A 23,502-nucleotide genomic window follows, 5' to 3' on the forward strand; every position below is an offset into this window, starting at 1 on the left:
GTCTGTGCCACCGCCCGTCCGCTCGAGGGGGCGTCTTCCGATCGAGTTACCGCTGTCCGGTGGATTGACGCCGGACGCCGTCGACTGTCAGCGCATGTCGTTCGATCTGACCGCGGAGCAACGGGCCGTCCGGGACGCGGTCCGGGAGTTCGGCGAGCGGGAGGTCCGCCCCGTAGCGACGGCGTACGAGGCCGAACACAGGTACCCGGGCGACCTCCTCGAGGCCGCCGCGGAACTGGATTTCGTCGCCCCACACGTCCCCGAGGAGTACGGCGGGGCGGGGATGGACGCAATCTCGACGGCGCTCGTTACCGAGGAACTGTGGCGGGCCGATCCCGGCGTCGGGGGGTCGATCGCCGCCGCGGACTTCGGGACGGGGATGCTGCTCGAGTACGGCGACGAGTGGATGTGCGAGGAGTGGCTCCCGAAGATCACTGCGGGGGAGACGCCGATCGCGACGGGGATCTCCGAACCCGCACACGGTTCGAACGTGGCGGGGATGGAGACGCGTGCGGAAAAGAGCGAGGCGCGAAGCGCCTCGGAACGGAGCGGCGCAGCCGCGGAGAAGGAGGGGGACGAGTGGGTGATAAACGGCCAGAAGATGTGGATCACGAACGGCACCGTCGCCGACGTCGCGATCGTCATGGCGAAGACGTCGCCCGGGAAGGGCCACCGGGGGATCACCGCCTTCCTAACCCCCACGGACGTCGACGGCTACGAGGCCACACGGATCGAAAACAAACTCGGGATCAGGGCCCAGGACACCGCCGAGATCGTCCTCGAGGACCTCCGCGTGCCCCAGGAGAACGTCGTCGGCGAGGTCGACCGCGGCTTCTACCAACTGATGCAGTTTTTCGCCCCCGCGCGCGTCGACGTGGCCGCCCAGGCCACCGGCGTCGCCCAGGCCGCCCTCGAGGAGTCGATTAGCTACGCGACCGAGCGCGAGCAGTTCGACCGCCCCATCGCGGAGTTCCAGGCCGTTCGACACAAAATCGCCGAGATGGCGACGGGGGTAGAGGCGGGTCGGTCGCTGGCGTATCGGGCGGCGGCCGCCCTCGAGTCGGGCGACGACGCGACGGCGACGAAACTGGCGTCGATGGCGAAGCTGTTCGCCTCCGAGAACGCCGTCGACGTCACCGACGAGGCGATTCAGGTACACGGCGGGGCCGGCTACGTCTCCGACCACCCCGTCGAGCGGTTCTACCGCGACGCGCGGATCACGAAGATCTACGACGGGACGAGCGAGATCCAGAAGGGGATCATCGCCGATCAGTTGCTGTAGCGCCGAACCCGCCCGATTCAAGGTCCTCCCGCCCCCTCACTCGAGCATGAACGAGACGCGACGCGCGATCCTCGAGGCGCTGGCCGACGGCCCCGTGTCGGGGCCCGCCCTCGCCGACGCCCTCGACGTCTCGCGCGCGGCCGTCTGGAAGCACATCGAGGAGCTACGCGACGCCGACTTCGAGATCGAGAGTGGGTCGACCGGCTACGAACTCGCCGCCGTCGACGCGTACAACGGCCCGGCCGTGGAGTTCGGCCTCGAGGCACCCTTCTCGGTCGAGTACCACGATTCGATCGGCAGCACGAACGACCGGGCGCGCGAACTGGCCGCGGCGGGTGCGACGGACGTGGCCGTCCTCGCCGACGAACAGACCGGCGGGCGGGGACGCCTCGAGCGCGAGTGGTCGGCCCCCTCGGGCGGCGTCTGGGTGAGCGTCGTCGCCCGCCCGGACCTGACGCCGCCGGAGGCGCCGCTCTACACCCTCGCGGCGGCGGTCGCGACCGCTCGAGCGGCGCGGGAGGCCGGCGTCGACGCGCGGATCAAGTGGCCCAACGACGTGGTCGTCCCCGAGGGCGACGACGGCTCCTATCGGAAGCTCGCGGGGATCCTCACGGAGATGGAAGGCGAGGTGGACCGCGTCCAGTGGCTCGTCGTCGGGATCGGCGTCAACGCGAACGTCGACGTCGACGACCTCCCCCCGGAGGCGAACGCAACGAGCGTTCGCGAGGAAGCTGGCGACGTCGACCGACGGGTCTTCGTCCAGCGACTGCTCGAGGAGTTCGACCGGTATCGGACGGACCTCGAGTCAGTGCTCCCCGCGTGGCGCGACCTCGCGCTGACGATCGGCCAGCGCGTGCGCGTCGAGCGCCAGTCCGGGACGGTCGTCGGCGAGGCGGTGGACGTGACCGACGCCGGCGCGCTCGTGATCGAGACGACCGACGAGGAAGGGGCGGACGGCCGCGTCGCGGTTTCGGCCGGCGACTGCGAGCACTTGCGGCCCGTCTGATCGATCGAACCTCGAGGCGATCCGATCGAACGGGCGACTGCGGTTGTTCTGCAGGCGGCTGAACAACGACTACGTCGAGTTCGTCCACGACGACGTGGGGCCGTTTCTCCCTGAGGCGCTTCAGAACGACGCGTAGTCGTCGTCATTCGCGACGGACGGATACCAATGAAGATGTTCTCGCCGCTCGACGGACCCCACCGATCCCGGTCGCCCCTCAGTTCGTCGCCAACCGCGGTTTGTCCCGACGCTTTTCGACCTCGTCGGGGCTGACCTGAATCGTCAGCACCGGCACGGATGACTTTCGAACGACCCGTTCGGTGACGCTCCCGAGAAGGAGTCGGTCGATCCCTGCGCGTCCGTGGGTGCCCATCACGACGAGTTGACACCGCTCCGGGCTCGCCTCCTCGACGATCACCCGGCTGGGCGTCCCCTCGAGGACGGCCGTCTCCACCTCGACGTCCTCGGGCGCGAACTCCTCGACCCGATCGACGGCCGCCTGCCCCTCCTCGTAGAGCGCGTCGCTGATCCCCTCCCACGCGGTTTCCATCGGGAGGCCGCCGTAACTGGCGACGTTGACGACGTAGATCGCGCGGATCCTCGCGTCGTGCGCTCGCGCGAGGTCGAAGGCGTACTCGAGGGCGCGCTCCACCTCCGGCGATCCGTCGGTCGGGACGAGAATGCAGTCGTACATCGTGCTATGTTTTAACACACCATCGCCAGCGTAATAACCCTTCGCGAAGCTATCAACGGATCGGCCGTTTACCGTCGTCCGAATCGATCTTCGGCCAGGGATCCGGCCGGTCGCTCGTTCGGCGTCTCGCACCGGTCGGTTTCTGTCACGTCGACGGGACCGCGTCCGCCGTCTGTCAGGGCGCGACGAACGCTATCGGTTACGGCGATACGAGGTGGCGAACGGAGCGACCGCGCGGACGAAAACCGGCAGCGAGTTTCTCGCTCCGTCGCAGGGACGCGACGGACGGTCGGACCCACCGACCGGTCGCTCGTCTCCGAACGCCCACCGCTTCGCTCGAGCAATTACGAGTACTCGAATCGGCGAGTATTCAGCCGAGAGAAGGTGTGCTCTCCCGAATCTCTCGACGAACGGATCGAAGGAGCCGTCGATGTCGACGAGGCAAACGGATCAACCGTCGCGATCGGTTGCCTCCGAAAGCGGCTTTTCGATCTCGGGATCGGCGCTGATGAGGAGGTTTATTCGTCGGGTGATTCCGTCGAACAGCGTGATGAGGGGTGAGAGGGCGCGTTCGACGAACCGGACGGGCGCAGCGATCGTCAGCGACCACCGCTTTGCGTTCCCGAGACCGTACGCTTTCGGCACGATCTCGCCGAAAATCAGGATGAGCACGCTCGTGACGACCGTCGTCACGGCGACTGCGGGACCCGGCGGAAGGTAGCTGGCGATGAGCACCGTCACGATACTCGAGATGGCGACGTTGACAACGTTGTTTCCGACGAGGAGCGTAACCAGCAGGCGGTGTGGATCGTCGCGGAGTTCCTTGAGTACCCCCGCGCGGCGATCGCCCGCCGTGGCCTGCTGGTCGATCCAATCGGGTGACAAGGAGAAAATTGCGGTCTCGGAACTCGAGAAGAACGCGCTACACAGCAGGAGGCCGATCGTCGCACCGGCGCCACCGAGAGCTACCGTCAATCCGTCCATGAACGTCACGTTAGTGGTAACGTGGATTAATCCATCGCCACGACGCTCTCGGACCGAAAGACCGGAAGAAGCGATTCGTTCAGCTTCGAGCGGTCGTCCCCGAGGTCGTTCTGCGACCGACGGGGGCGGCGACGATGTCGCTCGGAATCGGCGTCCTATCCGGCGAACACGACCTCGCGGACGTCGTCGACGCTCGCGCGGCGAACGACCGCGCGCACGGGATCCTCGACGCCGGTGAGGTTGTCCGAGTCGCCGTCGAGGATCGTGAGCCGTGCGGGGCGACCCGGCTCGAGCAGCCCGTACTCGAGATCGGCGAGTTCCGCGCCGTTGACCGTCGCCATTCGGAGGATTTCGTCCGAGGGGAGGTCGGTCAGCTTGGCGACGAACGCCATCTCCCGGAACATCGAGGGGGAGTTGAGGAAGACGTTGTCGGTGCCGAGCGCGACCGTCGTCCGCTGGACGTGCGCTTCGATCGGGGGGAAGCCCACGCCGGTGACGAGGTTCGAGCGCGGACAGACCGCGATCGGCACCTCGGAGTCGGCGATCCGGTCCAGGTGGTGCGGTTCGGGGTGAACCACGTGGACGAGGAAGTCGGGCTCGAGGTCGAGCGCCGGATCGATGTCGCTCGAGTCGACCTCGCCGGCGTGGATGCCGAACGGTTTGCCGGCCTCGCGCGTCGCGCGCCGCTCGGCCTCGAACTCGGCGTCGTTGGCTCCGCTCGCGCCGAACCCGTCGCCCGCCTCCATCGCCTCGACGGAGCCCCGGGCGAACGCCAGCGCGTCGATCTCGAGGCCCTTCGCGGCCTCCCGGAGCATCTCGACGCCCTCGACGTCGTTCTCGCGGAAGTCGAGGCAGGCCGCCGTTCCGCACCGCTGCATGTACCGGAGCGACCGGCGCATCCCCGCGACCAGGTCCTCCCGGTCGGCCGCCCGCAGCAGCCGGTGTTTCAGCCCGTCCGGCGGCGCGACGAGTTCCTCGAGCGTCAACCCCTCGCCCGCCTCCTTCGCGATCGAATCCCCCACGTGCGTGTGCGCGTTGACGAACGTCGGGAGCACGATGTCGGTGCTCTCGACCGGTTCCTCCTCGATGGCTTCGATCCGTCCCTCGTCGTCGACGACGAGCCGTCCCTCGACGGGGTCGAACTCCCGGCCCCGGAGGATGGTTCCCTCGTATTCCATACGTCAGTGTTCGCCGTCGCGCCCTTCAACGGTGCGGATACGTCGGCGACGCACTCGACGCGGTCCGATTCGACCCCGCTCAGGTCGTCTCGTCCCGCGTCCCGCGTTACGCCCCGTCCTCGAACTCGAAGATCCGGCGCAGCTCGAGTTCGATCCGATCGACGAACGCCTCGAGGACGGCCTCGAACTCCTCGTCGTCGAAGGGGACGTTCTCGACGCGCTCGCGAGGGTCGTCGGGGAGTTCGATTCGGAACTCGCCGCCGCCGAGGTAGACCGGCTCGCTCTCCCCCAGGACGTGGTGATCGATCGCCCGGAGGACCCTCGAGTCGTACCGGCCGTGCAGGTGCTGGAACGCCCTCGAGTAGGCCGCCTGGAGCTCGTCGAAGTAGTGGACGTACGTATCGTCGAACTTCTCCGGGTCGAACGCGGTCACACCCGGGGCGTCGCGTCGGCACGGGGAAAACCCGTCGGAACCGGGGGCGGTGATCGGAGGATCGTATCGGTGCGGGCGTTCGGCGACCGCTCTCAGTCTCGCCGCTCGAGCGCCGCCGTCAGGAGCAGGATCGAGCCGACGACCACCAGCGCGGCCGCGGTGACGCTCGGGACGGCGTCCGCGCGGCCGCCGACGACGAGGGCGATCACGTCCGGGCCGTCGCGGGCGCCCGCGGCGATACCGAGCGCCGCCGCGCCGGCGATTCCGACGGTCGCAAACCGATTTCGCTCCGTCTCGAGGCCGATCACGCCGAGGATACCGAGCCCGAGTCCGAGTATCGCCGTTTCGACGGCCGCGCTGTTCGAAAGCACCGACGCGACGAATCCGTCGACGCCCAGGACGACGAGCCCGCTCCCGAGCGCGACCGCGACGGTGTACGTCAGGGTTCCGCGTTCGGCGGTCGGCGTCGCCACGGTGACTCGTCGGATGTGTCGACGTGACGCCCCTTACGCGTTGTCCCCGGCTTCGAACGGTGACGAACCGTCACTCGCTCGAACCCGATTCGGAATCGGTCCTCGAGCCCGAACCTGGGTCACCCCTCGAGCCCGAACGCGTCCCGGGTGCCGTTCCGCCGACGAACTGGTCGAGCGTCGTGGAGAGCCCGTCCCGAACATCGCTGACGAGCGGCCCGTCGATGTCGAGGCCGAGGACGTCGAGGGCCGCTCGCCCCACCCGATCGCGAACCGGTTCGGGCGAGTAGACGCCGAGCCGCCACTGGGAGTACTGGGCCGCTCGCAGGGCGTCGACCAGGGGGGACTGCTGGCCCAGCCGTCGAACGTCGCCGTTGACCACCACCCGCGTCGTGGACTCCGTCATCGACGGGCGACTCGGCACGTCGAGGATGACGTGCTCGGGGTCGACGGCCGCCGCGTCGGCGATCTCTGCTTCGAACTCCCGGATCGCCACGTGATCGGCCTCGATGATCCCGCCGGGGACGTCGTCGATCTCCGCCCACACGGCCCGCTTGTAGAGGTCGCGGTGATCCAGCCGGCGCGAGTACTCCGCCGTCTGCTCGGTCGAGCGCAGCGCCGCGATCAGGTCGTGGTCGTCCATTCGCTGGAGGGTTTCGGCCTCGAGGTCGGTCGACTCGAGCAACCGCTCGGCCGCCCGCCGGAGCATCGCCTTGCTGATCCGGGCGACGCTGTGGCTGTAGACCGTCGGGTTCATCAGCGCGCGGGCGACCAGCAGGCTCTCGGCGGTCTGGACGTTCCCCTCGGCGAGGACGAGTTCGCCGTCGACGAACGTCAGTTCGCGCACGAGCCGGCCGGTGTCGATCGTCCCGTAGGGGACGCCGGTGTGGTGGGCGTCGCGCACCAGGTAGTCCATCCGATCGACGTCGAGTTCGCCCGAGACGAGTTGGCCGAATCGCCCCTCGCCGGCGACGAGGTCGGCAACCGTCGACGGATCGACGTCGTGCTCGCACAATACCTCGCCGACGCGTCCCGAGGCGAGGAGGTCGTGAACGTCGTCGTGGTACCGGCCCGTTCGCCGGTGGGTCAACCGCTCGAGGTTGTGACTGAACGGCCCGTGGCCCACGTCGTGGAGCATGGCCGCCGCCTTGATCCGTTCGGCCCGACTCCCCCCGATTCCGAGGTGCTCGAGGGCCTCGCACGCGAGGTAGTAGACGCCCAGGCTGTGCTCGAAACGGGTGTGGTTCGCCGATGGGTAGACCAGCGAGACGGTGCCGAGCTGGCTAATTCCACGCAACCGCTGGACTTCGGGGGTGTCGAGGAGGGCTCGAGCGATCCCTTCGACCGGAATGTGGTCGTGAACGCTGTCCTTGATGATTTTCATGACGGTCCTTCGTCGCTTTCGTACAAAAACTGTCGCGTGGGTCGTCGCTCGCGATACACTCCGAAGTCGGGAGAGTGAAACGGGGTTCCCGCCGACATCGGCGGCGATCGAGACCTCGGGGGACGAACGAACGTCGAGGCTGCCCGCGGGCCAGTCGGCGACAGCCTCAGTCGAGCGACACCCACTCGCCGGCGTCGTCGCTTTCCTCGATCGCCTCGAGCACCTGCTGGGCGGCGAGTCCGTCCTCGAAGTTCGGCTCGAACTCACCGTTCTCCGCCACCGCCGTGAGGAACTCGTAGTTCTCGTGGACGAACGTGTGCTCCCAGCCGATGACGTGCCCCGGCGGCCACCAGTGATCGACGTATGGATCGTCCTCGTCGGTCACGAGGATCGTCTTGTACCCCCGATTGTCCTCCCGCAGGACCTCGAGTTCGTTCAGCCGCTCGAGCGAGAACCGCAGACTTCCCTTCGAGCCGTGGATCTCGATCGTGTGGTCGTTCTTGTGGCCCGTCGCGAACCGGGAGGCCTCGAGCGTTCCCATCGCACCGTTCTCGAACTCGAGTTGCGCGGAGTAGGCGTCGTCGACGGTGACGGGACGGGTCTCGTCCGTTCCCGCTCCGTCGCCCTCGACCGGCCGCTCCTCGACGAACGTCCGGAGGTGGCCGCTGATGCGGCTGATCTCGCCGGCGATGTCGTCCGCGCCGACGAGGAATCGCAGGAGGTCCACCGTGTGCGAGCCGAGGTCACCCAGCGCACCCGACCCCGCCAACTCCTCGTCGTTGCGCCACGACCACGGCGCCTCCGGGTCGACCAGCCAGTCTTGCAAGTACCGCCCGCGAACGTGGCGGATCTCGCCCAGTTCGCCGGCCTCGAGCAGCCGCTTCGCGTACCGGATCGCGGGGACGAACCGGTAGTTGAACGCACAGCCGGCGGGGACGTCGGCCTCCCGTGCGGTCTCCGCCATCACGTCGGCCTCCTCGAGCGTGGGTGCCAGGGGCTTCTCGCAGAAGACGGGCGTGCCCGCATCGAGGGCGGCGATCGAGGGTTCGGCGTGAACGTGGTTCGGCCCCAGGTTGTAGAAGACGTCCACCTCGTCGATCGCCTCCTCCCAGGAGGTGGCGATCGAAGAAAAGCCGAGGCGGTCGGCGGCGTCCCGAAGGGCGTCTTCGTCGCGACCGATCAACACGCCGCGCTCGACGTCGGGCGCGTCCGGAAAGAACATCGGCAGCCTCGCGAGCGCGTTCGCGTGCGCTTTGCCCATGAAACGATACCCGAGCATCCCGATCTCGAGGGTCATACCGTGGTATTCATCGAGGAACGAGTTAGGGTTTTTGTGGTCCGGCGAACGGCGGGCGAAGCGGGATCGGCGAACGACGAAACTCGAGGCGGACGGCCGACGGCGGATTACCTCCGTCGCTTGAGCCGTCTGTGGAGGTCCATCACGTCGTCGAAGTCCTCGTCGCCGTCGTTGTCGATGTCGTACCGTCCGGGCATCGGCTCGGGGTCGGTGATCGAGGCGGTCTCGTGGATCGGTAGCGTCGGCGTCGCGTCGTCGTCGCCGTACGTCCAGTCGGAGCCGACCGAAATCGGCCGTTGAGCCCTTCCACGAACTCCTCCCCGTCCCAGGTCGGCCCCGAGGCGCCGCCGTTGAGGATCGAGCCGACGTGGAGTTCGGTAAACAGCTCCCCGACCGTATCCGTTTCGTCGTGCGTGGCGAACGGGTCGTCCGGGTCGAATTCGTCCTCGAGGTCGTCGACCGCCACCTGCGTCATCTGCCCCACCTTCTGCTCGATGGTCATCTCCTCGAGCAGCGCCTCGACGTCATGGGTTCGTTCCTTTCGTTTCCCCTGTCGCAGCACCCGCGGTGCCCGCGCCGATGGCGGACGCAGCCGTCGCCGCGCCGGTCGCCTTCATGAACGTCCGCCGGGACGCGTCGATCCAGTCGGCGTCGTTCGCTCGATCGTTGGACATGCGATAGCACGACACAACTCGGATTTAGATAAATAATTTCAGCGTACTCTCGGGGTAGCTGACCGTTATCGCGGCCGTGACGGGACTACCGTCGCTGTACGCTCGTGTTACTTCGATAATGTGTCGGCGATCAAGGAATCGATCCGACCTCGCCGATAACGGATCTACGCGCCGGCGGCGTGCAGGGGTCGGTGGTGAGGGAGATCGGAGGGAAAAACGAGACCGGTCGGGTGGAGTCGAGACGCGCTCAGTCGTCGGCCGGCGCCGGCGGTTCGCGCTCGACGTCGATATCGCCGGCGTCGAGTTTGGCCTCGACGTTGCGGGCGGCCTCGACCATGTTCGCCATCTTGCCGTAGGCGACCTCGCGGGGCAACAGCTTCACGCCGCAGTCCGGCGAGACGACCAGTTGTTCCGGCGGGACGATCTCGAGGCCCTTCAGGATGTTGCGCTCGATCTGCTCGACCGACTCGACCTCGGCGACGTGGACGTCCGTGACGCCGAGGGCGAGATCCTTCGTGAAGTCGGGGTCTTTGAACACGTCGAGTTGCTCGTAGTCGCCGTTGGCGAGTTCGAGGTCGAACTCGTCGACGGGGAACTCGAGGATCTCGGGGTAGATCCGGGAGTAGTCGCCGTAGCAGACGTGGAGGCCGATGCGGACCTCCTCGGGGATGTCGGCGACGATGCGCTCTAAGCACTCGCCGACGATGGCGTGGTCGTCGGGCGTCGTCGCGAGGGCGGGTTCGTCGATCTGGATGTACCGGGCGCCCGCCTCGACGAGCTTTTCGATCTCCTCGTTGACGAGGTCCGCGAGGTCGTAGGCGAGGGCCTCGTCGTCGTCGTAGGCCTCGTTGAACGACCAGTTGGCGAGGGTGTACGGCCCCGTGATCGGGACCTTGACGGGGCGGTCCGTGACGGATGCGGTGTACTCGTACTCGTCGACGAGCCAGGAGTCGTCGTACTCGACCTCGCTCACGACGGAGGGCTTGTCGAAATAATTGTGCCCCCAGACCTTGACCGGGCCGTTGAACTCGTAGCCCTCGATGCGGTGGGCGAAGAACTCGACCATCTCGTTGCGCCGCATCTCGCCGTCGACGACGACGTCGAGGCCGGCCCGCTCGTGCTCGTTCGCGATGAGGCGTGCGGCGTCGTCCTCGGCCTCCGCCAGGTCGTCCTCGTCGAACCCGTGGTCGGGGTCCTCGCAGAGTTCCTTCGCGCGGTTGAGCCACTTGGGCTTCGGGTAGCTCCCGACGACCGTCGTCAGGATGAAGTGGTCGTTCTCGTGGTCCTCCGGTCGGAACTGGTCTCTGTTGTCGTTCGCGCTCATGCGGCTTTCACCTCCGCGAGGTCCGCGGCTTCCGCCAGCACCTCGAGTTTCTCCTGATACTTCGCGTACGGCAGGTAGAACGTCTCCGTGTTGGTCGTCAGGTACACCGTCTCGAAGTCCGTGACCGGCAGCTTCTCGAAGACCCACTCGGCGCGGTCGCGGATCGCCTCGGGGTCCTCGACGAGGGTGTTCTGCCCGTCGGCGAGGCCGAGGGCGATTTCGTCGGTCGAGCCGTACTCCTGCAGGTTGTACAGGTTCTGGTCCTGCTCGGAGACGAAGTCCAATCCGATCGCGTCGACGTCTGCGTCGAGGAGGTGGGCGTACACCTTCTCCTCGAGCGCGCCCCAGTAGGTGTGGGCAACGACGTCGGCGTCGGTCGCCTGTGCGACGGTATCGATCGCCTCGCTGGCGAGTTCGTCGAGGTCGTCGTCGGGTGCGCTCTCGACGAGCGAGGGCTCGAGCAGGAACAGCGTCTCGTGTTCGGGGAAGGCCTCGACCTCGCCGGCGAGGAAGTCGGCGATCGCCTCGAGGAACTCGGCCTCGTCGCCGTAGTGGTCGTCGGTCGCGAGGTCGGCCAGCGAGTACGGGCCGGGAAGGACCGCCTGCAGGTCGGTGTCGTCGGCGAGTTCGGAGGCCGACTCGAGTTCGGAGGCGACGTCACCCGAGAACTCGAGGTCGCCGGTCACGACGGGTTCGCGGTAGAAGTTGTTGTTGTCGTAGTAGCGCACGATGCCGTGCGTCTCGACGGCGTCGTGGACGGCGAGCGGGTGGGCGAGCATGTCGTCCCAGCGGAGTTGTCCCTCGGTGATCCGGTCGAGACCGGCCTCGGTTTGCACCTCGAGCACCTCGGCTCGAGCCTCCCGGTACGCGGATTCGATCTCGTCGCCCTCGTCGCCGCTGATGAGGTCGTGTTTCTGGTGACCCTTGAGGTCCGAGAGCTCGCCTTTCGCCCGGTCAGGGAGCGGAAAGAGCCCCGGCGTGGTCGACACGTATTCGGTCATGCGTTGCGGCTAGGCTATGCCGACGCTTAATATTTTCCATATCAACAAATACGTGGCAGTAATCGAGTTCCAGGATAACACGAATCACGCTCCGCAGTAGCCGAATCGGTCCTCGGTCGAGCGGTGGAATCGTTCCCGCCCCCTCGACGTCGATCCGCGAGCGGTCTCGATTCCGCCGTTTGCCTCCTATTACCACTCCTAGTAGCGAGTAGCGTTCGCGAAACGACTCGTTCAGCGCCCCCTGACGTTGGAAATTTTAACTTACTGCGAAAAAGAACTATTTCGTGCAGTGTGGTATCCCATATCTCGATGTTTGGAACGATCGCACTCCAACTCGGCGGACAGGCACCGCTCCTCGCGCTCGTCGCGGGAATCATCACGATCGTCTTCCTCCTGATCTACCTCGACTTACCGCCGTTCATCGCGCTGGTCATCGCCGGATTCGTCGTCGGGATGGTCTCTCCGGCCATCCCGTTCGGCGAGGTACCTGGCGAGTTCGCGGGAGCGTTCGGCGACGGAATGGCGGGGATCGGCATTCCGATCCTCATGGCTGCGATCATCGGGAAGGCGATGATCGAAAGCGGCGCGGCGGATCGGATCGTCCGCTTTTTCAACGGCGTCTTCGGGCGGGACAACACCGAGTACTCGCTGTTCAGCAGCGGGTTCATCATGGCGATCCCGGTGTTCTTCGACAACGTGTTCTACCTGCTCGCGCCCTTGGCTCGAGCGGCGCGCTCGCGTACGGGACGGAATTACGCGCTGTTCATCGTCGTCATCGGGGCGGCCGGCGCGGTGACCCACGGATTCGTCCCGCCGACGCCCGGACCGCTGCTCGCGGCCGGCGAATTCGACGCCAACCTGGGGACGACGATCCTCGTCGGCCTCCTGACGGGACTTCCGACCGCGATCGTCGCCGGGCTCGGCTACGGCTACTTCATCAACCGGCGACTCGAGATACCCCTCCGCGATGCGATGGGGACGACGGTCGACGAACTGACGGAGAAGGTGGAGACGCCGACCGACCAGCTTCCGGGGCTGTTCGAGGCGTCGCTGCCGATCCTGCTGGCGGTCCTGCTCGTCGGGCTGAATACCTTCGTCATCACGTTCGTCGGCGAGGAGAGCACCCCGGCGACGATCACGAATTTCTTCGGCGATCCGAACTTCGCGCTGACGGCCGCGGCGCTCGCTGCGGCGTTCACCTACTTCCGCATGTCCGACATCTCCGGCGAAGTGTTCTCCGACGAACTAACGGAGGCGCTCAAAAGCGGCGGTAACATCGCGGCGATCACGGCCGCCGGCGGCGCGTTCGGGTACATGCTGAACGAGGCGGGCGCCGGAGACCTGATCGCCGGCAGTCTACAGGAACTCGGCCTCGGCGTCCTCGCGACGGCGTGGGTGATCGCCGCGGGCGTGCGCCTGGTCCAGGGGTCGGCGACGGTCGCGATCACCACGACGGCCGGCATCACGGCGCCGATGGCGGGGAACTTCGGCGCCCACCCCGCCTACCTGGTCATGGCCATCGGCGCGGGCGCGACGTTCTGCTCGTGGTACAACGACAGCGGCTTCTGGATCGTCAAGGAGATCGGCGGCCTCACGCAGGCCGAGACGCTGAAGACGTGGACCGCTTCGACGATCCTCATCGGGATCGTCGGGTTCATCAGTACGGTGACGTTCGCGACGATCCTTCCGCTCGCCTGAACCGGCCGAACGCCGCGCCCGATTTTTACGCGAACAGTTCGAGGACGGTCAGCGTCTCGAAGGGGAACGACTCGTCCGCGACCGCGACGGCGCTGAAGCCCTCCTCGCCGGCCCGCTCGACGACCTCGTCGACCCCCGTGAGGCTGCTCACCAGCAGGAGGATGACTCCGTCGGGAGAGAGCACGCGACCGACGGTCTCGAGGAAGGGATCGATCACCGCCCGGCCGTCTTCCCCGCCCGAAAGCGCCCGCTCCATCCAGTCGTCCCACTCGTGGTCGGGGTCGGTCGGAAGGTACGGCGGATTGAACAGAACCGCGTCGAAGGCGTCGTCGGCGAACGGCGAGACCAGGTCCGCGCGCACGGTCTCGACGCCTACCCCTCGAGCCCGGCGGACGGCGTGGGGATTCACGTCGGAGGCGAGCACTCGCGCGTCGGTCACCTCTGCGATCCGTGTCGCGACGTATCCCGAGCCGGTACCCACCTCGAGGACGGTCCTCGGCCAGTTTCCCTCCTTACCTTCGCGCCCGCGGACCCCGTCCGTCAGCCGATCGAGTGCGGCTTCGGCCAGCAGTCGCGAGTCCTCCGCCGGCTGGTAGACGTCCGCTTCGAGGCCGCGCCGGTCTGCCAGATCCATCCTAATCGTCCTCCGGTGCGGTGGCGTGTTCGTCTGTCGACTCGGAGTAGGTGGTCGATTCCCCGCCGGGGAGCGTGCTCGAGTCGCCGGTCACGCGGAATCCACCCGTCTCGGCCCGTCCCGACAGTTCGCGCTGCGGGAAGGGGATCTTGATCCCCTCGTCCCCGAACGCGTCCTTGATCGCGCCGATCGCGGCCGTCCGCGCCCGCCACATTCGGCGGGAGGTGGGTCTGTCGATCCAGAATCGCACGCCCAGGACGACCGCGGAGTCGCCGAAGGACTTGCAGACGACCTGCGGACTCGGCGCCGACAGCGAACGGTCGATCTCCGCGACCGCCTCCTTCGCGAGGTCCGCCGCGCGCTCGAGGTCCGACTCGTAGTCGACGCCGACGTCGATCTCGATCCGCAGGCGGCCTCGCCTCGAGCGGTTCGTCACCATCCCCGCGCTGATGACGTCGTTCGGGACCATCACGTACTCGCCGTCGAACGACCGGATCCGCGTGTTGACGATCGAGATGTCCGTGACGATCCCCTCCTCGCCTTCGACCTCGATCCAGTCGCCGATCTCGAACGGCCGGTCGAACATGAGGATGAACCCCGCGAGGATCGTCCCGAGGGTCTGTTGAGCGGCCATACCGACGACGATACCGAAGAACCCGGCCCCGACGAGCAGGCCGCCGAGGTCGTCGACCCAGTAGCTGAGCACCATAACGAGCGCCACCGACCAGATGATCACCTGCGAGACGCGGTGGGTGATCTCGCGCTGGTGGTCGGTCACGGCGGCGGCCGAGCCGAGTACCTCGTCGACGAGGCGCCTGACGAACCGCGTGACGATGACCGTCCCGATGATGAGGACGAACGAGACCGCCAGCCGTCCGATGACCTCGCCCTCGAACCCCAGGTTCTCCGTGTAGATGTCGGTCACCGTGTCGGTCTGGTCCCAGGCGCCCAACACGACCACGAGCGAGAACGCGGACGCTCCGATCAACACCGTCGCCGACGCGAGGTCCCTGTACAGCGGTCGCGTTCGCGCGTCGAGCCACCCCTGGATCTGTCGGTGGGAGAGGAGCACGACCAGCAGGAATCCGATCGCCGCGAACGTCACAGCGAGCCGCAGTTCGAACGTATCGAGTGTCTCGGAGAGCCAATCGAATCCGGTCAGTACGTCTGCCATGCGTGATCGTCGTCTCTCGAGACCGTCGTTCGCCCAGGGTTGAGTACTCGTCGGTCGACGTCGGTCGGTCGCCGCGACCGGTTTCGTCCTCGTCAGTCGTCGGCGGGCCGTCCGACGTCCGCCGCGAGCGTGGCCAGCGCGGCGAACTCCGCCGGCGCCATCGCGCCGGCGCGCTTTCGCAGCACCTCCTCGTCGGCCCCCTCGACGACCGCCCCGGGCTCCTCGAGCCCCGATATGTGGGCCGTGTTCCGAATCGCGTTTCGAATCGTCTTCCGGCGCTGGGTGAACAGGGCCTTGACGAACCGGAGGAAGAACTCCTCGTCGTCCACCTCGTAGTCCGGCTCCCGGGGCACCGTCCGGACGACCGCGCTCTGTACCGCCGGCGGCGGCGAGAACGCCTCCTTGGGCACCGTTTCGACCAGTTCGACGTCGGCGTAGTGCTGGGCCGACACCGACAGTCGTCCGTACTCGGACGTTCCCGGCCCCGCTACCATCCGTTCGGCGAACTCGAGCTGGAACATCAACACGAGGGGGCGCTTCTCGGGGAAGAGCCGGAACGCGATCTCGCTCGAGACCCCGTAGGGAAGGTTCGAGACCGACGCCGTGAAGTCGGGCAACTCCACCTCGAGCGCGTCCCCCTCGATCACGGTCAGGCGTTCCTCCTCGATCTCCGTCGCGAACTCCCGGCGGAGAAACTCGGCCAGTCGACGGTCGCGTTCGACGACCGTCACCTCGTCGCCGACCGCAAGCAGCCGATCCGTCAGCGCCCCCGTCCCGCCGCCGATCTCGAGCAGGTGCCCGGTATCGGCGTCGATCTCCTCGAGGTAGGTGGGCAGTCGATCGAGCACCCGATCGTCGACGAGGAAGTGCTGGTCCCGGTTCGGATCGCCGCGGACGCCCGCCCGAGCGATCAGTTCGTCTGGATCCCTCATTTCCGCCGGCTACGGGCGGGTGCGGTGTAAACGCAGCGTCTCGCGGCTTCGAAAACGAGTTACTCCTCCCGGGGTCGCCCCGGTTGGCCGACGAACGTCTGGTACTTCAGGTCGTCGTCGCGTAGCTCCTCGAGGATGCGCTCGACGAGGATCTCGTCGGAGTCGTGGAGCCCGGAGACGCGCTCTTCGAGCTCCTCGAAGCTCTCGAAGGGCTTCCGTTTCCGCTCGTCGAGGATGCTGTTGCGGAGTTTCTTCCCGATCCCCGGCAGCAGGTTCAGCTGGTGGAGCCGGAGGGTGATCGGCTGGGCCTCGTTGTAGAAGTTCACGAACCGCTCCTCCTGTTCCTCGACCAGGTCCGCGACGACGTACTCGAGTTCGGTTCGGGCGCCGGAGGAGAGGTCCTCGTACTCGACGGGACGGGACTCGAGGACGACGTCCCGCGCTTCGGGGGGATCGACGACGACGCGGCTCCCGATGGTGAGCCGTTCCTCCTCGTCGAAGGCCACCTCGTAGAGCGTGAAGTCGTCGACGTCGAGGGCGTATCCCGCCGGCGACTTCTCGTACTGGGGCCGCCCGTCGTCCGACAGGCCGTGGGCGAGATAATCCAGCACGACCGCGCGGCGGGCGTCCGTCTCGTCGCTGTCGGCTTCGCTCATTACGCGTGGATACGGCGACGGCGCACTTAAAGAGTCGGCTCGCTATCAGGCGATCGCCGGGCCTCGGGCGCGCTCGAGGGCGTCGGCGTCAGACGTACTGCGCGACGACGTTCAGAATGTCGTCGAGTTCGTCGCCCGAGAGGGTGTACCGCTGCTGGGCGTACACCGCTCGCAGTTCGTCCCGATCCTGGGGGAGGAGGTTGGCGATCTTGTAGGCCGTCGGCTCGTCGACGTTCTCGAATTCGAGGAGGTCGTCGACGAGCGCCTGGGCGTCCTCTGGCTCGAGGACGGCGAAGCGGTTGACGTGCTCGATGGCCCGGGCGAGTTCGTAGCGGAGCTCGCGGTCCTCGTCGAGCGCGCGTTCGGTTTCGATGTCGGCGAGGAGTTCCTTCGCCTCCGAGACGGTCAGGTACTCCTCGTCGACGATCTCCTTGAAGATCGTCATTCTTCCCGCTGGCCGGTCTGGGCGCGCAGGTGCGCGGCGGTCGCGATCACCGTCTTCTCCTTGCCGCCGTCGGTGATGCGGATCTTGAACGCGTTCCCCTGCTTCCCGATCACTTCGCCGGTCTGGCCGTCGAAACGGGGGTGGTAGCGCCCGTCGGCGACGCTCGGGTCGATCTTCAGGTGGACCTTCTGGCCCTCGTCGTACTCCTGGATCGCCCGCTGCGGCGGGGACGTTCCGCGGTCTCGAGGCTTGTTCGCGAGCTTCCGCCGAGTTCCCTGGCGAGGTCCGTTAGAGTTCGGCATAGTCGTACGACGCCCTTGTCCGGTGAGCGTTATAAAACGCACGTATTCGGGCGGGCGCGAGACGGGTTCTCACCCGCGAACGCCAGCGGCGGCGGCGACGGAGGCCGCCTCGGCGACCCATCGAGATACCTAACCTCCTCGAGTACGTCACGTGGGACATGCACGACCGAGACGGCGATGTCGACGGGCGCGGCGGCCATCGCGACTACCGGATCGAAACGCGCTCGATCCACGCCGGACAGGACGCGGATCCGGAGACGGGCGCGCTGATGACGCCCGTCTACGCCAACTCCACCTACGAGCAGGACGCGCCGGGTGACCACCGCGGCTACGAGTACTCCCGCACCGGAAACCCGACGCGAACGGACCTCGAGGAGAACCTCGCGAGCCTCGAGGGCGCCGAGTACGGCCGGGCGTTCGCGAGCGGTATGGCCTCGATCAACACCGTGTTGAACCTGCTCGAGGCCGGCGACCACGTCGTCACGGGCAACGACGTCTACGGCGGGACCCACCGCATCTTCACGCAGGTGTACGAGGACTACGACCTCGAGTTCTCCTTCGTCGACATGACCGACCTCGACGAACTCGAGGCGGCGTTCCGGCCCGAAACGGAGTTGCTCTGGCTCGAGACCCCCACCAACCCGCTCATGTCGATCGTCGACGTCGCGGGCGCGGCGGAAATCGCCCACGACCACGACGCGATCTGCGCCATCGACAACACGTTCGCGACGCCGTACCTGCAGCGCCCGCTCGAGTCGGGCGCCGACGTCGTCTCCCACTCGCTGACGAAGTACCTCGGCGGCCACTCCGACGTCGTCGGCGGCGCGCTGCTGACGAACGATCCCGATCTGGACGAGCGCTTCGGCTTCTACCAGAACGCCGTCGGCGCCACGCCCGGACCTTTCGACTGCTTCCTCGTCCTCCGCGGGACCAAGACCCTCCCCGTCCGCATGGACCGCCACTGCGAGAACGCCCGAGCGATCGCCGAGTGGTTGGACGACCACCCGGACGTGGATCGGGTCTACTACCCCGGCCTCGAGTCCCACCCCGGACACGAGGTCGCCGCCGAGCAGATGGACGACTTCGGCGGCATGCTCAGCTTCGAACTCGACGCGGCCCTCGAGCAGGTCGCCGAGGTCGTCTCGACCACGGAGGTGTTCACCCTCGCCGAGAGCCTCGGCGGCGTCGAGAGCCTGATCGAACAGCCCGCCCCGATGACCCACGCCGCCATCCCCCGCGAGGAACGACTCGAAGCCGGTCTCTCGGACAGCCTCATCCGCGTCAGCGTCGGTATCGAGCACGTCGACGACCTGATCGCCGACCTCGAGCGGGCGATCGAGACCGCGCTCGGGTGAGGGGAATCGGCGTACGACCCGATCCCAAACCTTTCGAATTCTCCCGAGAATGAGCGCGCATGGAACCGACTGATCGTACCACGAGCGTACACGCGCTCCCGACGAGCGTCGAGTACGGCGGCCGCGAGTTCGCCATCACGCCGGCGGTCCTCGAGACCGACCGCGGACTCGTCCTGATCGACGCCGGCCCGGAGGGGATGGCCGACGCCCTCGAGGTCCACCTCTCCGACCTCGGCTACGGCCTCGAGGACGTCTGGCTCGTCCTCCTGACCCACCACGACGGCGACCACGCCGGCGGCCTCGCGGACCTGCTCGAGCGCACCGACGCCGTCGTCGCGGCCCACCCCGAGGAGGCGCCGTACGTCGAGGGCGACGAGGGTCCGATCAAGGGCGGTGACGGCGACCGGTACCCGCCCGCCCCTGTCGACCTGCACCTCGTCGAGGGCGTTCGAATCCCGACCGTCGGCGGCCCGGCGGAGGTCGTCGAGACGCCCGGCCACTGCCCGGGCCACCTCTCGCTGTACCTCCCCGAGGACCGCCTGCTGCTCGCGGGCGACGCCCTCGTCGCCGACGGCGACGACCCGCTCTCGGGGCCGAAACCCCACTTCACCCCGGATATGGATCGCGCGATGGAGTCGGTGGCGCGGCTCGCCGACCTCGAGATCGATCAGGTCCTGTGTTTTCACGGCGGCTCCGTCGAGGAGGGAACGAAACGGATCCGCGAAATCGCGGCTGGATACGAGTCCGAATCCCCATAACGGATCTCGAGTCCCCTCTCCGTATCCTCACCCGTAGGGGGTTCAGCGGGAGAGCGACCGGGGTGACTCGGGCGAGTGGAAAACGGATAATCGAACAGAGGAGGGTGTCGAGCCGAAGGAGATCGACAGTTATCGCACCTTCTCGCCCACGTCCGCGTCGCCGTGGGTCGTCAGCAGGTCCGCCTCCTCGCCCGCCGCGAGGATCATGCCGTTCGATTCGACGCCGAACAGTTCGGCGGGTTCCATGTTCGCCAGGAGGACGCACTTCGTCCCCGGTAGTTCGTCGAGGTCGTGCAGGCGCTTGATGCCCGCGACGACCTGGCGGGTCTCGAAGCCGATGTCGACCTCGAGGCGCGCGAGGTCGTCCGCGCCCTCGATGCCCTCGGCGTCCTCGATTCGACCCACGCGGACGTCGAGTTGCTGGAACTCCTCGAAGCTGATACGGTCCTCGAGCAGGGGCTCGAGGTCGTCGGTGTCGGTCATGGGTTCGGATTCGGATTCGCCCGCGCCCTCGTCGTCAGTTTCGGTTTCCGCCTCGCTCTCCTGGTCCGACGCGGCCTCCTCGATCCGGGCCGCGAGCTTCTCGTTTAGCTCCTCGACCCGGTCGTCCTCGATCTTCTCGAAGGGTTCGCCGGGTTCATCGAACGTCTCCGGCGGAGACTCGAGGGCGTCCTGGAGGTGGGCGTCGTGGACGCTGCCGTCCTCGCCGAGTTGTGCCCAGAGGGCCTCCGCCTTGTCGGGAGCGATCGGCTCGATAAGGACGCCGACGGCCTTCGCGATCTGCACGCAGTCGCGGATGACCCGGGCGGCCTCCTCCGGTTCGTCGTCGACCAGTTTCCAGGGCTCGTTGCGCTGGATGTACTCGTTGCCGAACTGGGCGAGGCGAACTGCGGCGAGCCCGATGCCCCGGAGGTCGTAGTCGTTGACCGCCTCGCGGACGTCGCCGATCGCGCCTTCGATCTTCTCGCGAACTTCCTCGGAGACGTCCTCGTCCGGCGTCCCCTCGTAGTTGCGGTAGGCGAACAGCAGCGAGCGGTACCAGAAGTTGCCGACGGTACCGACGAGTTCGCCGTTGACCTTCTCCTGGAAGGCGTCCCACGAGAAGTCGACGTCCTGCTGGAGGCCGCCGGTCGTCGTCAGGTAGTACCGAAGCAGGTCGGGGTGGAACCCCTCCTCGAGGTACTCGCGGGCCCAGATCGCGCGGTTGCGGCTGGTCGAGAGCCCCTTGCCGTTGATCGTGATGAAGCCCGTGGCGGCGATTCCCCGGGGCGCGTTGTAGCCGGCGCCCTCGAGCATCGCGGGCCAGAAGATGGTGTGGTGCTGGATGATGTCCCGGCCGATGACGTGGACGATCTCGCCGTCCTCGCGCCAGACCTCCTCCCAGTCGTACTCGTCGGCGCCGACGCGCTCCGTGTACTGCTTCGTCGAGGCGATGTACTCGATCGGCGCGTCGACCCAGACGTAGAGGACGAGGTCGTCGGCTTCGTCGTCATCGCCGTTGTCGGGGTAGTCGATCCCCCAGTCCATGTCGCGGGTGATACACCAGTCCTGCAGGCCGTCCTCGATCCACTGGCGGGGCTGGTTGCGCGCGTTGGAGGTCCCCTCGAGGTCGTCGAGGAACGCCGTGAGGTAGTCGGCGAACTCGGAGACGCGGAAGAACTTGTGCGTGCGGTCCCGGTACTCCGCCGAGTTGCCGGTGATCGCGCTCGTCGGATCCTCGACCTCACCGGGCTCTAAGTGGCGTTGACAGCCCTCGTCGCACTCGTCGCCGCGGGCCTTCTCGCCGCAGTAGGGGCAGGTGCCGACGACGTAACGGTCGGGAAGGTACTGGTCGGCCTCGGGGTCGTAGGCGACCTTGATCTCCTTCTCGTACACGTACCCCTCCTCGTCGAGCGTGCGAACGATCTCCTTCGTCAACTCGGTGTTCGTCTCGTCGTGGGTGTGGCCGTAGTTGTCGAACTCGACGTTGAACTTCGGGAACGTCTCCTCGTACTGCTCGTGCCAGCGCAGGGCGAACTCCTCGGGGTCGACGCCCTCCTCCTCGGCGTTGACGGCCACGGGCGTGCCGTGCATGTCCGACCCGCAGACGTAGGCGACCTGCTGGCCGAGCGTCTCGAGGGCGCGGGCGAACGCGTCCGCGCCGATGTACCCCCGCAGGTGACCGATGTGGAGGTCGCCGTTGGCGTACGGCAACCCGCAGGTCACGACAGCGGGACGGTCCGTCGGGTACTCGTCGTGGCTCATACTCGAGGTGTGTCGGTCGCGGGCGTAAAACCCGCCGGTTTCGATCCGCGAGCGCGAATCACGGCGACTCAGCGTCCGCGCGCCAGATATCGGGCAACAGACCGGTTCGCCCGGCGATCAACAGCGCCAGTCCGAGCAGGAGCGGACCGAAGAAGGCGGCGAGGAAGAGCGGTCCGTCGGGGACTACGACGATCGCCGCCGCGGCGCCGCTCCAGACGACCCAGGCGATCGCCTCCCACGGTCGACCGCCGTACAGCCGCCAGGTGGCGAGCGAGAGGAGGAACCCGCCCAGCGCCGCCGCGAGGACGACCCCCTCGAGATCGGAGACGCTCGAGGCGAGGACCAGTCCACAGATACCGACGACGGTGACGATATCGAGGCCGTCCAGGTTCGCCGTCGGCGCCATGGCTACGACTCGGGTCGAATCGTCGCGAAAAACGTCTATCGGTTCCGTCTCCGCGCCGGTCGCTCCACCGGCCGAACTGGTCCCCGACTCAGTCGTCGCTCGTCACCGGCACGCTCGCCCGGCACTCGATCCGATCGAGGTCGGCGACGAACGAGGTGAGCATGCGGCGGTTCACGTGGGGCATACAGACGATCCGCATCTCGCCGGCGGCGGTCCGCGAGATGCGCCAGCCCCGCGAGCGCAGCGAGTCGAACGTCGACACCGGCACGTCGGCGGCGACCAGCGGCAGTTTCGGGTCGACCACTTCGTAGCCGCGCTTCTCCAGGGCGTCCGCCAGCCACTCCGCGTTGTTCTGGGAGACGACGTGCTGCTCGCGGTAGCCCTCGGGCCACAGCGCCTCCATCGCGGCGACGGCGCTCGCGACGCCCGCACCCGAACGGGTGCCGGTGAGCGTCGCCTGGGAGGTCGACTCGAGGTAGGGCGTGTCGACCGCGAGTTCGTCGAGCAGTTCCGAATCGCGGACGAGCAACCCGCCGGCGGGGACGGCCGCCTGCCCCATCTTGTGGGGGTCGATCGCCATGGTGTCGACGGGCGCGTGGGAGAAGTTCCACTCGTGGTCGGTGAAGGGGAGCACGAAGCCGCCCCACGCGGCGTCGACGTGGAGCATCGCGTCGACGCTCCGAGCGATCTCGCCGAGTTCCGGAACGGGGTCGACCCGACCGTACTCGGTCGTCCCCGCGACGCCAACGACCAGAACGGTGTCTTCGTCGACGAACCGGCGGGCGGCCTCGAGGTCAGCCCGGTGGGCGTCGTCCGTCGGAACGATCCGGAGGTCGACGCCGAGGACGTCCGCTGCCTTCTGGAAGCTGAAGTGGCCCGACTCGGGCATGACGACGTTCGGCGCGTCGGTCTCCGCCCGGTTCCGTGCGATCCTGACGGCCTGGATGTTCGCCTCCGTCCCCCCGCTGGCGACGTACCCCGCCGGCTCCGAGAGCCCGGCGATCTCACCGAGCATCGCGATGGCGTCGTCCTCGAGGGCCGCGACGTTCGGGTAGGTGCCCGGATCGCCGGGGTTGGTCGCGAGAAATCGCTCGGCCGCCTCGCGCGCCGCCGGGTGCGGGTCGGTACACATCGAGGAGAGCACCCGGTCAAACGCCTGCGGCTCGACCTGCAT

The 23,502-nt window shown here is 67.4% G+C and carries 23 protein-coding genes and 1 pseudogene; 5 read left to right on the forward strand and 19 right to left on the reverse strand.

Features of this window, described 5'->3' with window-relative positions:
• Nucleotides 1-94: 94 nt before the first annotated feature.
• Together RJT68_RS07190 and RJT68_RS07195 are read left to right on the forward strand one after the other, a co-directional pair.
• Nucleotides 95-1,282, forward strand: a complete 1,188-nt coding sequence (locus tag RJT68_RS07190; protein ID WP_407039685.1) for an acyl-CoA dehydrogenase family protein — start codon at nt 95-97, stop codon at nt 1,280-1,282.
• A 46-nt stretch (nt 1,283-1,328) separates the two neighbouring features.
• Complete coding sequence (locus RJT68_RS07195; protein WP_407039686.1) at nt 1,329-2,288, forward strand: biotin--[acetyl-CoA-carboxylase] ligase; 960 nt, start codon at nt 1,329-1,331, stop codon at nt 2,286-2,288.
• Nucleotides 2,289-2,502: 214 nt separating this feature from the next.
• On the opposite strand, the gene RJT68_RS07200 is transcribed toward RJT68_RS07195, so the two are convergent.
• The 10 genes and pseudogenes from RJT68_RS07200 to RJT68_RS07245 all read right to left on the reverse strand — a co-directional run bounded on the left by RJT68_RS07200 (nt 2,503) and on the right by RJT68_RS07245 (nt 11,724).
• Nucleotides 2,503-2,979 (reverse strand): universal stress protein, encoded by a 477-nt coding sequence (locus RJT68_RS07200; protein ID WP_407039687.1) that lies wholly within the window; start codon nt 2,977-2,979, stop codon nt 2,503-2,505.
• A 450-nt stretch (nt 2,980-3,429) separates the two neighbouring features.
• The gene (locus RJT68_RS07205) at nt 3,430-3,963 is read right to left on the reverse strand and encodes a CNNM domain-containing protein (RefSeq protein ID WP_407039688.1); all 534 of its coding nucleotides are present in this window, start codon (nt 3,961-3,963) and stop codon (nt 3,430-3,432) included.
• Between the two features lie 155 nt (nt 3,964-4,118).
• Nucleotides 4,119-5,141: an amidohydrolase family protein gene (locus RJT68_RS07210; RefSeq protein ID WP_407039689.1), complete on the reverse strand. Its 1,023-nt coding sequence runs from the start codon at nt 5,139-5,141 to the stop codon at nt 4,119-4,121.
• Between the two features lie 106 nt (nt 5,142-5,247).
• Entirely contained in the window at nt 5,248-5,574 is a 327-nt protein-coding gene (locus RJT68_RS07215; protein ID WP_407039690.1) for a DUF5783 family protein, read from the reverse strand.
• Between the two features lie 92 nt (nt 5,575-5,666).
• Nucleotides 5,667-6,047, reverse strand: a complete 381-nt coding sequence (locus RJT68_RS07220) for a hypothetical protein (protein ID WP_407039691.1) — start codon at nt 6,045-6,047, stop codon at nt 5,667-5,669.
• A gap of 160 nt (nt 6,048-6,207) precedes the next feature.
• Nucleotides 6,208-7,428, reverse strand: a pseudogene (locus tag RJT68_RS07225) (HD domain-containing protein); the annotation flags it as partial.
• A 166-nt stretch (nt 7,429-7,594) separates the two neighbouring features.
• Nucleotides 7,595-8,725 carry a Gfo/Idh/MocA family protein gene (locus RJT68_RS07230; protein ID WP_407039692.1) on the reverse strand — a complete coding sequence of 377 codons (1,131 nt, stop codon included), beginning with the start codon at nt 8,723-8,725 and terminating at the stop codon, nt 7,595-7,597.
• A 524-nt stretch (nt 8,726-9,249) separates the two neighbouring features.
• Nucleotides 9,250-9,399 (reverse strand): twin-arginine translocation signal domain-containing protein, encoded by a 150-nt coding sequence (locus RJT68_RS07235; protein ID WP_407039693.1) that lies wholly within the window; start codon nt 9,397-9,399, stop codon nt 9,250-9,252.
• 247 nt (nt 9,400-9,646) lie between these two features.
• The gene (locus tag RJT68_RS07240) at nt 9,647-10,723 is read right to left on the reverse strand and encodes a methionine synthase (RefSeq protein ID WP_407039694.1); all 1,077 of its coding nucleotides are present in this window, start codon (nt 10,721-10,723) and stop codon (nt 9,647-9,649) included.
• The gene (locus RJT68_RS07245; protein WP_407039695.1) at nt 10,720-11,724 is read right to left on the reverse strand and encodes a 5-methyltetrahydropteroyltriglutamate--homocysteine methyltransferase; all 1,005 of its coding nucleotides are present in this window, start codon (nt 11,722-11,724) and stop codon (nt 10,720-10,722) included. Before RJT68_RS07245 ends, RJT68_RS07240 begins: the two co-directional genes overlap by 4 nt.
• A gap of 309 nt (nt 11,725-12,033) precedes the next feature.
• Between RJT68_RS07245 and RJT68_RS07250 the strand changes: the two genes are divergently transcribed.
• The gene (locus RJT68_RS07250) at nt 12,034-13,422 is read left to right on the forward strand and encodes a GntP family permease (protein WP_407039696.1); all 1,389 of its coding nucleotides are present in this window, start codon (nt 12,034-12,036) and stop codon (nt 13,420-13,422) included.
• Between the two features lie 25 nt (nt 13,423-13,447).
• Here RJT68_RS07250 and RJT68_RS07255 read toward each other — a convergent pair whose 3' ends face one another.
• The 6 genes from RJT68_RS07255 to RJT68_RS07280 all read right to left on the reverse strand — a co-directional run bounded on the left by RJT68_RS07255 (nt 13,448) and on the right by RJT68_RS07280 (nt 17,565).
• Nucleotides 13,448-14,056 (reverse strand): HemK2/MTQ2 family protein methyltransferase, encoded by a 609-nt coding sequence (locus RJT68_RS07255; RefSeq protein ID WP_407039697.1) that lies wholly within the window; start codon nt 14,054-14,056, stop codon nt 13,448-13,450.
• Between the two features lies 1 nt (nt 14,057).
• Entirely contained in the window at nt 14,058-15,230 is a 1,173-nt protein-coding gene (locus tag RJT68_RS07260) for a mechanosensitive ion channel family protein (protein WP_407039698.1), read from the reverse strand.
• A 92-nt stretch (nt 15,231-15,322) separates the two neighbouring features.
• A complete protein-coding gene (locus tag RJT68_RS07265) occupies nt 15,323-16,162 on the reverse strand; it encodes a 16S ribosomal RNA methyltransferase A (RefSeq protein ID WP_407039699.1) in 840 nt (279 codons plus the stop codon).
• Nucleotides 16,163-16,221: 59 nt separating this feature from the next.
• Nucleotides 16,222-16,818, reverse strand: coding sequence for a DUF655 domain-containing protein (locus tag RJT68_RS07270; protein WP_407039700.1), 597 nt, complete (start codon nt 16,816-16,818; stop codon nt 16,222-16,224).
• 88 nt (nt 16,819-16,906) lie between these two features.
• The gene (locus RJT68_RS07275) at nt 16,907-17,263 is read right to left on the reverse strand and encodes an RNA polymerase Rpb4 family protein (RefSeq protein ID WP_407039701.1); all 357 of its coding nucleotides are present in this window, start codon (nt 17,261-17,263) and stop codon (nt 16,907-16,909) included.
• On the reverse strand, nt 17,260-17,565 hold the full coding sequence (locus RJT68_RS07280) for a 50S ribosomal protein L21e (protein ID WP_407039702.1): 306 nt from the start codon (nt 17,563-17,565) through the stop codon (nt 17,260-17,262). The genes RJT68_RS07275 and RJT68_RS07280 overlap by 4 nt, the downstream gene beginning before the upstream one ends.
• A gap of 158 nt (nt 17,566-17,723) precedes the next feature.
• Here RJT68_RS07280 and RJT68_RS07285 point away from each other — a divergent pair, with 158 nt between their 5' ends.
• Together RJT68_RS07285 and RJT68_RS07290 are read left to right on the forward strand one after the other, a co-directional pair.
• Entirely contained in the window at nt 17,724-18,920 is a 1,197-nt protein-coding gene (locus tag RJT68_RS07285) for a cystathionine gamma-synthase (RefSeq protein ID WP_407039703.1), read from the forward strand.
• A 59-nt stretch (nt 18,921-18,979) separates the two neighbouring features.
• The gene (locus tag RJT68_RS07290; RefSeq protein WP_407039704.1) at nt 18,980-19,678 is read left to right on the forward strand and encodes an MBL fold metallo-hydrolase; all 699 of its coding nucleotides are present in this window, start codon (nt 18,980-18,982) and stop codon (nt 19,676-19,678) included.
• 129 nt (nt 19,679-19,807) lie between these two features.
• Here RJT68_RS07290 and metG read toward each other — a convergent pair whose 3' ends face one another.
• From metG to mfnA, 3 genes are all read right to left on the reverse strand, one after another.
• A complete protein-coding gene (gene metG / locus RJT68_RS07295; RefSeq protein WP_407039705.1) occupies nt 19,808-21,922 on the reverse strand; it encodes a methionine--tRNA ligase in 2,115 nt (704 codons plus the stop codon).
• Between the two features lie 58 nt (nt 21,923-21,980).
• A complete protein-coding gene (locus RJT68_RS07300; RefSeq protein ID WP_407039706.1) occupies nt 21,981-22,328 on the reverse strand; it encodes a hypothetical protein in 348 nt (115 codons plus the stop codon).
• An 88-nt stretch (nt 22,329-22,416) separates the two neighbouring features.
• Entirely contained in the window at nt 22,417-23,502 is a 1,086-nt protein-coding gene (gene mfnA / locus RJT68_RS07305; RefSeq protein ID WP_407039707.1) for a tyrosine decarboxylase MfnA, read from the reverse strand.

Source organism: Halovalidus salilacus, assembly GCF_031852275.1.
Classification (GTDB): Archaea; Halobacteriota; Halobacteria; order Halobacteriales; family Natrialbaceae; genus Halovalidus; species Halovalidus salilacus.